Raw genomic sequence first — 12,279 nt, forward strand, 5'->3', positions numbered from 1 at the left:
GATTTTTCTTGTGCAGCGGCCGGATACGGCCGGTGCGATCGGATCTTCGGAGACGTTCATGAAAATTGCAGTGTTGCGGGAGCGCTCCGAGGGCGAGACCCGGGTTGCAGCGACCCCTGAGACCGTCACCAAGCTGATCGGGCTGGGCGCCGAAGTCGCAGTCGAGGCCGGGGCAGGGGCGCTGGCCCGCTTCCCCGATGCCGATTATGCCGCTGCCGGCGCCACCGTTGGTGCCGCTGCTGCGACCATCAAGGGCGCGGATATCGTCCTCACGGTCCGCCGTCCGGGCGCCGCCGGCATCGCCGGCGCCAATCCGGGTGCGCTGGTTATCGGCGCGATGGACCCCTACGGCAATGAGGGCGATATCGCCGCGCTGGCCAAGGCCGGCGTCACTGCCATCGCGATGGAATTCATGCCGCGTATCACCCGTGCGCAGGTGATGGACATTCTCTCATCGCAGGCCAACCTCGCCGGCTACCAGGCAGTGATCGACGCGGCGAGTGCGTTCGAGCGCGCCATGCCGATGATGATGACGGCTGCCGGCACGGTGCGTCCGGCCAAGGTCTTCGTCATGGGTGCGGGCGTTGCGGGCCTCCAGGCCATCGCGACTGCCAAGCGCCTCGGCGCAGTCGTTACTGCGACCGACGTGCGTGCCGCCGCTGCTGAACAGGTGGCGTCGCTGGGTGGCAAGTTTATCATGACCGATGCGCTCAAGGACGCCTCGGGCACGGGCGGCTATGCCCGCGAGTTGACCAAGGACGAGCAGGCGGCGCAGGCCGAACTGGTCGCCGGGCATATCGCCAAGCAGGACATCGTCATCACCACGGCGCTGATCCCGGGCCGGCCGGCGCCGAAGCTGGTCAGTGCGGCAATGGTTGCTTCGATGGCGCCGGGTTCGGTGATCGTCGATCTGGCGGCCGAGCGCGGCGGCAATGTCGAAGTCACCCAGCCGGGCAACGTCTTCACGACCGCCAACGGCGTCACCGTCATCGGCCATCTGAACGTCGCCGGTCGTCTCGCCACGTCGGCGAGCCAGCTCTATTCGCGCAACCTCGTGTCCTTCCTCGAGACCCTGATCGACAAGAAGGAAAAGAAGCTCGCCGTGAACTGGGACGACGAGCTGGTGAAGGCCACCGTCCTCACCCGTGACGGCGCCGTCGTCCATCCGAACATCAAGGTCGAAGCTGCTCCTGCGGCGCCCGCGAAGCCGGCAGTAAAGCCTGCCGCTCCGGTCAAGGCCGGCGCAACCGGCAAAGCCGCGGCGCCGAGAAAGGCAGCTGCGCCCAAGGCGGAAGCTGTGCCGGCAGCTCCGGTGAAGACAGGGGCGGCGGCGAAGAAGCCTGCCGCGAAGAAGCCGGCTGTCAAGGCGGCTCCAGCAGAAAAGCCCGCTGCCGTCACTAAGCCTGCCGCGGCCAAGAAGCCTGCGGCTGTGAAGGGGAAGTAGTAAATGGAACAGACCGCCGAGCACACTGCGGATGCCATCACCGCTGCGGTTAGCGCTGCCACGGGTGGCGCGATCGATCCGTTCGTCTTCCGCCTCTCGATCTTCGTCTTGGCGATCTTCGTCGGCTATTTCGTCGTCTGGAGCGTCACCCCGGCGCTGCACACGCCGCTGATGTCGGTTACCAACGCGATCTCTTCGGTGATCGTCGTCGGTGCGCTGCTCGCGGTGGGGGTCGCGCTCGCGGCTGACAGCAACTGGATTTCGAAGCTCTTCGGCTTCCTGGCGCTCATCCTCGCCAGCGTCAATATCTTCGGCGGCTTCCTCGTCACCCAGCGCATGCTGGCGATGTACAAGAAGAAAGAAGCCCCGGCCAAAGCCGGTGGTGCCCACTGATGAGGCTCTTTCACCGCATCCTCGCCGCCGCCCTCCTCACCTTTGCCCTGATCGGGTCGGCCTTTGCGGCCGAATTGACGGCCGAGCAGCAGTCCAGCCTCAACGCGCGCGTCGAAAGCTTCGATGCCGCGATGAAGGGCAACAACATGGCCGAGATCATGGGCGTCGTGCCGCCCAAGGTGCTCGAAGCCATCGCCGCCAAGTTCGGCGTCACCAGCGAACAGTTGGTCGAGGCGACGCAGCAACAGTTCGACGAGGCGATGAAGTCCGTCACGCTCGTCTCGTTCAGCATGGATACCGAGAAGGCTGAGATCGTGGCGCTCGCAGACGGGACGCCCTATGCGCTGATCCCGACCGAGACCGTCATGGACCTCGGTGAGCACGGCAAGATGCGCGCCACCTCTTCGACGCTCGGCCTGCTCGATGGCGAGACCTGGTACCTCGTTCGGGTCGAGGACGCGCAGCAGGTAGCCATCCTCAAGGAAGTTTATCCCGCCTTTGTCGACGTGGTGTTCCCCACCGGCAGCATGGAGCCTGTCACCGAATGATCGACGCAAGCTTCGCGGCCGTTCTCTATCTCGTTTCCGGCGTGCTGTTCGTCCTGGCGCTGCGCGGGCTGTCGAGCCCGGCTTCGGCCCGGCAAGGCAACACCTACGGCATGGTCGGCATGGGTATCGCCATTGTCACGACCCTTCTGGTCGCCGGCGTATCCGACTGGCTGAGCTGGCTGCTGATCATCGGGGGTCTCGCTATCGGCGGTGGCATCGGTGCCGTGCTGGCGCGCCGGGTCAAGATGACCGACATGCCACAGCTGGTCGCGGCGTTCCACTCACTGGTGGGCCTTGCCGCGGTGTTCGTCGCCGCCGCCGCCCTTTATGCGCCCGAGGCTTTCGGCATCGGTACGCCAGGCCACATCCATGCCCAGGCGATCATCGAGATGAGCCTCGGCGTCGCCATCGGCGCCTTCACCTTCACCGGTTCAGTCATCGCCTTCGCCAAGCTCAATGGCAATATGAGCGGCAAGCCGATCATCCTGCCGGCGCGCCATCTGATCCACATCGCGCTGGGCGTGCTGCTGGTGGGGCTGATCTGGCTCTTCGCCGTGACGGTCGATCCGATCTGGTTCTGGGCCATCACCATCGTGGCGCTCGTCCTCGGCGGGCTGATGATCATCCCGATCGGCGGTGCCGATATGCCGGTGGTCGTCTCGATGCTCAACTCCTATTCCGGCTGGGCAGCGGCAGGCATCGGCTTTACGCTGGGCAATACGGCGCTGATTATCACCGGCGCGCTGGTGGGCTCCTCGGGTGCCATCCTGAGCTACATCATGTGTAAGGCGATGAATCGCAGCTTCATTTCCGTGATCCTGGGCGGGTTCGGTGGCGATGCCGCCGCGGCCGGCTCGGGCGAAGAAGAGACGCGGCCGGTCAAGCAGGGCTCGTCCGACGACGCGGCCTTTATGATGAAGAATGCCGGCAAGGTCATTATCGTCCCCGGCTACGGCATGGCGGTGGCACAGGCCCAGCACGCGCTGCGCGAGATGGCCGACCTGCTCAAGGCCGAGGGTGTCGAGGTCAAGTACGCCATCCATCCGGTGGCGGGCCGCATGCCCGGCCACATGAACGTGTTGCTGGCCGAAGCCAACGTGCCCTATGACGAGGTGTTCGAACTCGAGGACATCAACTCCGAGTTCGCCCAGACCGACGTCGCCTTCGTCATCGGCGCCAACGATGTGACCAACCCGGCCGCCAAGACCGACAAGACCTCTCCGATTTACGGCATGCCGGTGCTCAACGTCGAAGACGCGGGGACGGTGCTGTTCATCAAGCGCGGCATGGCGGCGGGCTACGCGGGCGTGCAGAACGAATTGTTCTTCCGCGACAACACCATGATGCTGTTCGGCGACGCCAAGAAGGTCACCGAGGATATCGTCAAGGCGCTGGGGCACTAACTTACTTCTCGGCCATCGAATATTGAAATAGAGTCGCCTTCGGGCGGCTCTTTTTGCTTTGGGAGATTATTCGGGTCGCAGTTGCGACAAGGGGCAGATCATGACCGTCGAAGGGACGGAGCCGCCTGGCGCCGACGGGATCAGGCGTCAGGCCATCGTTGTTGTGCATGGGCAAGGCCAGCAGCGACCGATGGAGACGCTGCGCGGCTTTGTCGAGGTGCTGTGGACGCGCAACCCGGACCTTGGCGCGGTGCCGCTCAACGGCCGTCGTTATTTCATCGTGCCCGACAGCCGGACCGAGATATTCGATCTGCAGCGGATCACAACGCCGGATGGCGAGGGGCGGAAGACCGACTTCTTCGAGCTTTACTACGCCGACCTGCTTGCCAATACGCCGCTGCGCAATCTCTGGCTCTGGCTTACCCGCCTGCTCTTCATCGACCCGGTGGCGGTGACCGACGAGTTGCGCAACCCTTGGCGATTTCTTTGGGTGTTGAGCCTCATAGCGTTCGGACTGTTCGTGTGGGTGGCGCTGTCGATACCGCACCTGCTGCATTTCGAATGGGTGCGGGCCTTCGAACGGCCACACGCGACAATTGCCGCGGCGATGATCGGTGCAATCCTGCTGCTCCTGGTACTGCCTAAGTTCATCGACGGGTTGAGCGGCCTGCAGAAGATTCCCGGCTCGGTGCTGATTGCCGCGATCGCGGTGCTCTTCAACGTGATGTTTTGGGGCAGCTGGGTGATGATCGGGGCGACCGTGCTGAGCTACATCGTCTATTTCGCGGTCAGTTTCGTGCTGCCGCTGTTCGGGGATGCCGCGAGCTACCTGAGCGCGCAGACCGAGACCATTGCTAGCCGCCAGGCCCTGCGGAAGCGAGGGCTCACGCTGCTGAAGGCCCTGCACGACGATCCCAAATACGACCGGATCGTGCTGGTGGCGCATTCGCTCGGTACCGTGCTGGCCTATGACTTGCTGCAGCTACTGTGGGAGCAGGTGGGGCCGACCAAGGACAACAAGCCAACGGCAAAGGCATTGGCGGCGCTCGGTGACGTGCAGGCTTTCGTCGCCCTCAACAACGGTGCGGACTGGGTCGATGCGATCAAGCAAGGCTATCAGGACAAGCAGTGGGCGGCCTTCAGCGCCTTGCGTATCCGCCGGCGGACGACCGTGACGGCCGACGTGTCGCCGGCGAAGCCGGCCACCGAGCCCTGGAAGGTGTCGGACTTCGTCACGCTTGGCTCGCCACTGGGTCATTCCCGCTGCCTGATCGCCGAGGGGCAGGCCGATTTCGACCGCCTGAAGGCGGAGCGGCTGCTGTCCTATGTACCACCAGTGCCGTTCGACGGGTCGATCTCGCCGGGCTTCATCGATGCGAAGTCCAAGGCAGTTCACCACGCGGCGCTCTTCAGCGTCGTCCGCTGGACCAACCTCTACGACACCTTCAATCCATGGTTTTTCGCGGCGGGCGACGCCATCTCGAGTCGCCTCGGGATGGCGGAACGGTTCGGGCCGGGCGTACTCGATGTGGATGCGCGCATGCACGCGTTACCCGGAACGTGGTTCACCCACAATTCCTACTGGGTTGATCTCAAGCGCGAGGGCGCGGTCAACCTGGCGGAGTTGCGGAAGGCCGTCGGCATCGGTCGTCCGTTATGAACGGGGCTTGACCTCAAGTTCAGTTGAGGTCGTATCCCAGTTGCCGTGACCCAATGGGACCCGGCAAATGGATCTTACCTTCAATATCCTTCTCATCCTCCACCTTGCGGCGTTCGGGCTGGCGATCGCCACGACGATCGCGGCGCCGCTAGTCGGCAGCCGTATGGCGCTGGCGACACCGGACAGCCTGCAGTTGCTCGGCGGCATCGGAAAGCAGTTGCAGTTCAACGCGCGTATCGCGTTTGCCACCTTGTTGGTGACGGGCGTCGCCATGGTCTTTGTCCGCTATGGCGGGTTCGAGGGACAGAGCATCTGGTTCTTCCTCAAGATGGGTCTGGTGGTGGTGATCCTCGTGGCGATGCTCATTGGTGCGTTCACCAAGCCGGGGACGATTAATCCGCGGGTCATGGGGTGGATCACCCGGCTTAGCCTGGCAGGGATCATCATCAGCGCCGTTATGGCGTTCAACTGATAGGCCGGCGCGGGGAACTAAGTCACCTCGATGTGCGTGCTTGCGGCCGGACGTGGCAGCGGCCATTTGAGTGTGCCGTCCGAGCCCACGAGATCCCTGATGCCCCGCACGATCAAAGTCGACCTGTTCACCGATACTGTCTGCCCCTGGTGCCTCGTCGGCTCCGAGCGGCTCGACCAGGCGATTGCCGCGCTGCCGTCTGACGTCATCGTCGAGGTCGAGAACCACCCGTTCTACCTCAGCCCCGATACGCCCGAGGAGGGTGTGGTCGTCGCTGACATGCTGCGCGAAAAGTACGGTCGCGACCCCAAGGAGATGTGGGCGCGGGTCGAGAGCGAGGCGAAGAAGTCGGGGATCGACCTCGACTTGAGCCAGCAGCCGCGTTCCTTCCCCACCCGCAAGGGCCACACGCTGGTCCGTCTCGCCAAGGCCAGGGGTACGCAGCACGCGCTGACCAATGCGATCGCCTGGGCCTATTTCATGGATCACCAGCTGATCAACGACGACGATGTGCTGGCCGATATCGCGGTGAAGTATGGCTTCGCGCGCGACGAGGCCCTGGCCGCCGTGCGCAACGAACAGGAACTTGCGATCACCCACGAGCTCGCCATCTCGGCGGCGCAGCAGGGCATCCAGGGCGTGCCGTTCTTCGTCTTCGACAACAAGTTTGCGCTCTCCGGCGCCCAGCCGCAGGAGGTGTTCGAGCGGGCCTTCGAATACGCGCTCGATCCGGAAAAGCTGAAGGAAGCCACGGCCTGACATTGTCTCGCCATCACCCGCGTGGCATCTGAGTCACAAGCGGGGAGGACGGCCATGAAGTGGATGAGGCGCTTTGCGGTTGGGCTCGTGGCCGTTCTGGCACTGGCCTATGTCATGGTGCTGGGCGCCATGTATCTGTTCCAGCGCGACTTCCAGTACGACCGTTCCGGCCGCATGTTCGCGCTGAGCGAAACCAAGCTCGACAGGGCCGAACTGGTCTCGATCCCCTCGAGCGACGGCTCGCAACTTGCCGCCTGGTATCAGGCGCCGGCGGCGGGCATGCCGCTGATCCTCTATTTCCGCGGTAACGCGCAGAGCTTCTCACGCGAGCATGAGCGCTACGAGGCCTTCGTCGCCGACGGCTATGGTTTCCTAGCCTTCGACTATCGTGGCTTCCCCGGCTCGCCAGGCGAGATCAGCGAGCGGAACATCCTCGCCGACGGGCTTGCGGCCTTCGACTGGGCCGAGGCCAAGGGCTTCCCGATCCTGCTCTGGGGACGCTCGCTGGGCTCGGGGCCGGCCACCTATGTCGCCAAGGAACGGGAGGCCGGGGCGCTGCTGCTCGAGTCGCCGTTCGATTCGGCCGTCTCGGTCGGCATGGACCGTTACTGGTTCCTGCCGGTGGGTCTGCTGATGTTCGACCAGTACCCGGTCGACCAGTGGATCAAGGATGTGGCCGAGCCGGTGTTCGTCGCCCACGGCACTGCCGACCGGACGATCGGCGTCCAGCATGGGCAGCGGGTCTATACGCTGGCGCCCAACCCGGATGGGCTGTGGATCGAAGAGGGAGCCGGTCACGGCGACCTCTGGGATCGCGGGATCTGGGAGCAGGCCAAGCCCTTCCTCGCCCGCCACTCAGTTCCGTAGATACGAGGCTCCCTAAAGCAGAACGCCGGCCCATCGGACCGGCGTTCGTAATCTCGTTCTGGCGACGTGCCTTACTTCCAGAGCTCGAGCCCTGCGAATGCGACCGAGTAGTTGAGGCCGACCTGGCCCTGGATCGACCACGGCTGCAGGGCATAGCCCTTGCGCGACCCGCCGATCAGGAAGTTGCCGCCGAGGCCGACGCCGAGCGTGGCTTCAGCCGAACCGCCGACATAGGTGCCGGCGAGCGAGCCGGGGCCGTACTTGGTCGAGGAGGCGGAGAACACCAGCCAGACGATCTCGGTGCGGCCGGTGACGCCGATGTCGATGCCGAGCTTCTTGATGTTGCCCTGGTAGGTCTCGGATTTGTAGCCGTCGCGCTTGAAGCGGCAGGTCATGTCCTTGGACGAGCCGATGATGAAGCCGATGCCGGGATCGACGCTGCAAGAGAGCACACCGACCTTGACCTGGGTGGCGGCCTGGGCGGCGCCGGCAGTCATCAGCATCGCGGCGGCGGCCACGGCGGCGAGAAGTTTCTTCATTTTGGAGTCCCCAATGTTTGACGCGTTTCAGTCGACCCTATGGATCGGTAGTCTATCCGTTGCCGCCAACGGCTGGAAGCCTTGCCGGGTTGCATGGCGACTTCGACAATTGTCGTGGCACGTAAAGAAAACGCCGCCCTTTTGAGGCGGCGTTCCTGAACCTATTCTGAACAGAAGCCAACGGCTCCTGAATCCTACGGCCGCGGCGACCGTGCAGCAGCGGCAGGGGCCGGCAGGCCGCCTTCGCGCTGGGCACGCTTGCGCGCGAGCTTGCGTGCACGGCGCACGGCTTCAGCCTTCTGGCGGGCCTTCTTCTCTGAGGGCTTCTCGTAGTAGTTGCGAAGCTTCATCTCGCGGAAGACGCCTTCGCGCTGGAGCTTCTTCTTCAGGGCGCGGAGCGCCTGATCCACATTGTTATCGCGAACAACTACTTGCAAGCGTAACCGCCCTTCGTGATCGTCAGTTTGTCTGGTGAAAGCGTCCCAAAGGGGCGCCGACCGGCTAGGCCGATCAATTCGTGGGCGGCTATATAGGCCAATCGAGATCGCTTGTCCACACCGTCGAAGCGGTCAGAACGCTCATTTTGCGCGCTTTTTCACGGCAACCCGGTTGATGTGGCCCATCTTCCGGCCCTTGCGCGACTCGGCCTTGCCGTAAGCGTGGGGCCTGAGGCCCTCGCCGAGCTTGTCGGGAATCGCGGTGATCTCGTCGCCGATCAGGTTCTCCATCACCACGTCGGCCATGCGGCTGGGGTCGCCCAGCGGCCAGTTGGAAATGGCGCGGATATGCTGCTCGAACTGGTCGGTGATCGCCACTGCCTCGGTCCAGTGGCCGGAATTATGCACGCGCGGGGCGATCTCGTTGACGAGCAGCTTGCCACCCGGCAGCACGAAGAACTCGACGCCGAGGACGCCGACATAGTCGAGTGCGGACGCGATGTCGCCAGCCAGCGCGACCGCCTTCTGCGCCGTCTTCTTCGAAATGTCCGCCGGCACCGTGCTGGTCTTGAGGATGTGGTCGCGGTGGACGTTCTCGGCCGGCTCGAACGCGGCGACCTCGCCCCCGGCGTTGCGCGCGACGACGACCGAGATTTCCTTTTCGAACGCGATGAAGCCCTCGAGCACCAGCGGCTTGGGGCTCAACAGCTCCCAGGCGAGGGCGGCGTCTTCCATGTTGCGGACGATGCGCTGGCCCTTGCCATCATAACCGAGACGGGTGGTCTTCAGCACGGCCGGCGTGCCGATCTCCTCGAGCTCGGCCTCGAGCCGATCGAGATCGGTGATCGCGGCGAAGGGTGCCACCGGGATGCGGTTGATGGTGAGGAAGGCTTTCTCGGCCAGCCGGTCCTGCGACACGGCCAGCGCATTGGCGCCGGGGCGGAGCGGTTTCAAATTCTGCAGGAACGCGGCGGTTTTTGCCGGAACGTTCTCGAACTCGTAGGTGACGACATCGACCTGAGCCGCAAAGCTCGCCAGCGCCGCTTCGTCGTCATAGGCGGCGACGGTCTTGCGGGGGGTCACGTCGAAAGCGGGGCTCTCGGGATCGGGGCAGTAGATGTGGGTCTTCATCCCGAGCCGCGCCGCAGCCAGCGCCAGCATGCGGCCGAGCTGGCCGCCACCAAGGATACCAATGGTGCTGCCTTGCGGCAGCGGAGGAACGTCAGACATCGTCAGTCGGGAACTCGGGGATGGAAGCAGTCTGGTCGGCGCGGAAATCGTCGAGCGCAGCGGCGATCTCGGGATCGGAGAGCCCGAGAATGGCAGCGGCGAGCAGCGCGGCATTGATAGCGCCGGCGCGGCCGATGGCGAGCGTCCCTACCGGGATGCCGGGCGGCATCTGCACGATCGAGAGCAGGCTGTCGCGGCCGCCCAGCGCCTTGGTTTCGGCGGGTACGCCGAGGACGGGCAGGGGGGTCAGCGCCGCCACCATGCCGGGCAGGTGCGCAGCGCCGCCGGCCGAGGCGATGATCACCTTGAAGCCCTCGGCCTTGGCGCCCCTGGCGAATTCATACATGCGGTCGGGCGTCCGGTGGGCCGAGACGATCCGCGCTTCGTAGTCAATCTTCAGCGCGTCCAGCGTTTCGGCGGCGTGGCGCAGGTTGGGCCAGTCCGATTGGCTGCCCATGATGATGGCGACGGGTGGCGAGGTCGGCACTTTGGTCCCCCGGAAGGCGCGGCTCTCAAGCTGTCACCCATAGTCAGGCCGCCCATATGACGCAAGCGGGCTCACATGGGCCATTTGTTTAGGCGGCGGTCGATGGCATATCTAGGCCGCAGGCCAGGGCGTCGAGGACGCTGCGATCGGCCAGTTCGACCGAGCCCTCGGGCAGGCCGAGGATGCGGTCGATCACCGTGCCGAGATAGGTGAGCTTGTCGAGCAGGGTGCGCGACAGCCGCTCGAAGGTCAGCCGGTCGCGCGTCATGTAGAGCATCGTGATGAGTTCGCGGTTCGACGACAGCAGGTGCAGGATCGTCTCGGCCGCGTTCTCGGGGTCGGACGTCTCGAAGGTCTGCTCGGCGACGCCCTCGACGATGATGCGGGTGAGGATCGGCTGCACCACCGAGTTCACGGCGCGATGCGTCCGCTCGAACAGCTGCACGTTCTCGGGGCGGAACAGCGGCTCGAAGGTGGCGCGTAGCTCTGCGGCCGAATCGAGCTTATGCCGGCGCATCGTGCCGATGAAACCGACCAGCCGCGAGAAGGCGTCGAGCGTAGGGTCGGAGATGATCGCGTCGGCCATTGCTGCCGTCTGCTGCGCATAGCGGCAGGCGAGAGCCTCCACCAGGTCCTCCTTGGACTCGAAGTGGTGATAGAAGCCGCCCTTCGACACGCCGATCTCGGTGATGATCTGGCTCACAGAGGTGGCGTCGTAGCCCTGGCGGGCAAACAGGCGCTGCGCGGTGTCGAGGATTTCATCTCGGCGAACGGGTGCGGACTTCACGATACGCGGAAACGGCATACGGAACCTCCACCGACCGACGGTCGGTTTGCTCTAGCACGGCTCTGGCGCGATTGGGAGGGGGGCTCCCCGGCAAGCGGGGGAGGATCACGGAGATATCGATGCTTCGGTCACGCAATAATGTCGGGCAGCAGGATGTTCTCGAGCTGGACGATGCGGTCCTTGAGGGCGAGCTTCCGCTTCTTCATGCGCTGGATCAGCATTTGGTCGCCATAGCCGGAGGTCGACAGGGTATGGATCGCCGCGTCGAGATCGGCGTGCTCTTGCCGCTTGCCGGCCAATTCCAGCCCAAAAGCGGCTTCCTGTTCCTTGGTCAGCGGCAGCATCGTCGCGGTCCACAGGTCCCCTGATTGGCGTCCATTCTTGCCCAGGAAAGAGCCTAGCGCGATCGGCTGCGCATTTGCACCCGCTTTTCCACGCTGACTCTGGTGTTGCACCCTTGCCACGTCGACAAGGCGTGAATTTTTTGTGACGATTGAGTCGTCCGAGACAAGTGGGAAGGAGTTGTCATGACGACCGAAGGCCACATCGAGTCGCTGGAGCGGCGTCACCGCGACCTCGATCGGAAAATAGAGGATGAGATGAGCCATCCCAGCCACGACGACCTCTATGTCGCAGCCTTGAAGCGGAAGAAACTGGAACTCAAGGACCAACTCAGCCGGATGCAGGCCACTGGCCGGCAGTAGTGAAAGGTACCCATCGTGCACACGCAAGGCCACGGCATCCGCTGCGGCCTTTTTTGTTGCGTTGGGTGGAGTAGGTGGATGACGCTGTTGCCATTCGAGCGTAGCTCTCATGGCCTTCTCGCCTAAAATCGCTCCACCGGAGCGATTTACCCTACGGGGTCGGCTCGAAGTCGTTGACCTCGAACCAGTAGCCGTTCGGGTCCTGTACGAACACCGCCCGCATCCCGTCCGGCCGCACGTTTACCTCGCCGACTTCGCCCTTCATGTTCGAGAAGGGAACGCCGGTCGCGCGGAAATGCGCCAGGACCGCATCAAGATCGGGCGCCGAAAGGGCAAAATGGGTGCGCTTTTCCACATGGGTGCGGCTGATGTCGCCAGCCTGGATGTGGAAGCGCTGGGCGTTGCCGAATTCGAACCAGCGGATGTGGCCGCCGCCCATCGGATCGGGTACTTCGCGGATCTGCAGCACTTCTGTGAGGAAGCGCGCAGTCTCGTCGAGATCGCGCACCAGCAGCGCGATATGGTCCAGCCGGTAGTCGATGCCCATCT

General features: G+C 64.2%; 15 protein-coding genes. 8 read left to right on the forward strand and 7 right to left on the reverse strand.

Translation table 11 applies throughout. From position 1 onward, the window contains the following. Window positions 1-58: 58 nt before the first annotated feature. The 8 genes from ACOYW5_RS20055 (at window position 59) to ACOYW5_RS20090 (ending at window position 7,546) form a co-directional block, all read left to right on the forward strand. Window positions 59-1,444 (forward strand): Re/Si-specific NAD(P)(+) transhydrogenase subunit alpha, encoded by a 1,386-nt coding sequence (locus ACOYW5_RS20055; protein ID WP_423066643.1) that lies wholly within the window; start codon window positions 59-61, stop codon window positions 1,442-1,444. A gap of 3 nt (window positions 1,445-1,447) precedes the next feature. Further along, complete coding sequence (locus ACOYW5_RS20060) at window positions 1,448-1,837, forward strand: NAD(P) transhydrogenase subunit alpha (RefSeq protein ID WP_423066644.1); 390 nt, start codon at window positions 1,448-1,450, stop codon at window positions 1,835-1,837. Further along, complete coding sequence (locus ACOYW5_RS20065; RefSeq protein ID WP_423066645.1) at window positions 1,837-2,385, forward strand: hypothetical protein; 549 nt, start codon at window positions 1,837-1,839, stop codon at window positions 2,383-2,385. The genes ACOYW5_RS20060 and ACOYW5_RS20065 overlap by 1 nt, the downstream gene beginning before the upstream one ends. Continuing rightward, window positions 2,382-3,788: an NAD(P)(+) transhydrogenase (Re/Si-specific) subunit beta gene (locus ACOYW5_RS20070; protein WP_423066646.1), complete on the forward strand. Its 1,407-nt coding sequence runs from the start codon at window positions 2,382-2,384 to the stop codon at window positions 3,786-3,788. Before ACOYW5_RS20065 ends, ACOYW5_RS20070 begins: the two co-directional genes overlap by 4 nt. Window positions 3,789-3,888: 100 nt before the next feature. After that, entirely contained in the window at window positions 3,889-5,448 is a 1,560-nt protein-coding gene (locus ACOYW5_RS20075; protein WP_423066647.1) for a hypothetical protein, read from the forward strand. A gap of 67 nt (window positions 5,449-5,515) precedes the next feature. Next, window positions 5,516-5,920 carry a hypothetical protein gene (locus ACOYW5_RS20080; protein ID WP_423066648.1) on the forward strand — a complete coding sequence of 135 codons (405 nt, stop codon included), beginning with the start codon at window positions 5,516-5,518 and terminating at the stop codon, window positions 5,918-5,920. Between the two features lie 99 nt (window positions 5,921-6,019). Then, window positions 6,020-6,679: a DsbA family oxidoreductase gene (locus tag ACOYW5_RS20085; protein ID WP_423066649.1), complete on the forward strand. Its 660-nt coding sequence runs from the start codon at window positions 6,020-6,022 to the stop codon at window positions 6,677-6,679. A gap of 54 nt (window positions 6,680-6,733) precedes the next feature. Further along, on the forward strand, window positions 6,734-7,546 hold the full coding sequence (locus ACOYW5_RS20090; RefSeq protein WP_423066650.1) for an alpha/beta hydrolase: 813 nt from the start codon (window positions 6,734-6,736) through the stop codon (window positions 7,544-7,546). Between the two features lie 71 nt (window positions 7,547-7,617). Here ACOYW5_RS20090 and ACOYW5_RS20095 read toward each other — a convergent pair whose 3' ends face one another. From ACOYW5_RS20095 to ACOYW5_RS20125, 7 genes are all read right to left on the reverse strand, one after another. Next, window positions 7,618-8,085, reverse strand: a complete 468-nt coding sequence (locus tag ACOYW5_RS20095) for a DUF992 domain-containing protein (RefSeq protein WP_423066651.1) — start codon at window positions 8,083-8,085, stop codon at window positions 7,618-7,620. Window positions 8,086-8,279: 194 nt separating this feature from the next. After that, window positions 8,280-8,522 (reverse strand): 30S ribosomal protein S21, encoded by a 243-nt coding sequence (gene rpsU, locus ACOYW5_RS20100; RefSeq protein WP_423066652.1) that lies wholly within the window; start codon window positions 8,520-8,522, stop codon window positions 8,280-8,282. 141 nt (window positions 8,523-8,663) lie between these two features. Next, window positions 8,664-9,752 carry a 5-(carboxyamino)imidazole ribonucleotide synthase gene (locus ACOYW5_RS20105; protein ID WP_423066653.1) on the reverse strand — a complete coding sequence of 363 codons (1,089 nt, stop codon included), beginning with the start codon at window positions 9,750-9,752 and terminating at the stop codon, window positions 8,664-8,666. Next, on the reverse strand, window positions 9,745-10,209 hold the full coding sequence (purE, locus tag ACOYW5_RS20110; RefSeq protein WP_423069516.1) for a 5-(carboxyamino)imidazole ribonucleotide mutase: 465 nt from the start codon (window positions 10,207-10,209) through the stop codon (window positions 9,745-9,747). Before purE ends, ACOYW5_RS20105 begins: the two co-directional genes overlap by 8 nt. 118 nt (window positions 10,210-10,327) lie before the next feature. Further along, window positions 10,328-11,044: a TetR/AcrR family transcriptional regulator gene (locus tag ACOYW5_RS20115; RefSeq protein ID WP_423066654.1), complete on the reverse strand. Its 717-nt coding sequence runs from the start codon at window positions 11,042-11,044 to the stop codon at window positions 10,328-10,330. Between the two features lie 110 nt (window positions 11,045-11,154). Beyond that, window positions 11,155-11,370, reverse strand: coding sequence for a YdcH family protein (locus ACOYW5_RS20120; protein ID WP_423069517.1), 216 nt, complete (start codon window positions 11,368-11,370; stop codon window positions 11,155-11,157). A 511-nt stretch (window positions 11,371-11,881) separates the two neighbouring features. Next, window positions 11,882-12,277 (reverse strand): VOC family protein, encoded by a 396-nt coding sequence (locus ACOYW5_RS20125; RefSeq protein ID WP_423066655.1) that lies wholly within the window; start codon window positions 12,275-12,277, stop codon window positions 11,882-11,884. Window positions 12,278-12,279 lie beyond the last annotated feature (2 nt).

Origin of the sequence: Devosia sp. CN2-171, from assembly GCF_049354815.1 — a bacterium.
Taxonomy (GTDB): Bacteria; Pseudomonadota; Alphaproteobacteria; order Rhizobiales; family Devosiaceae; genus Devosia_A.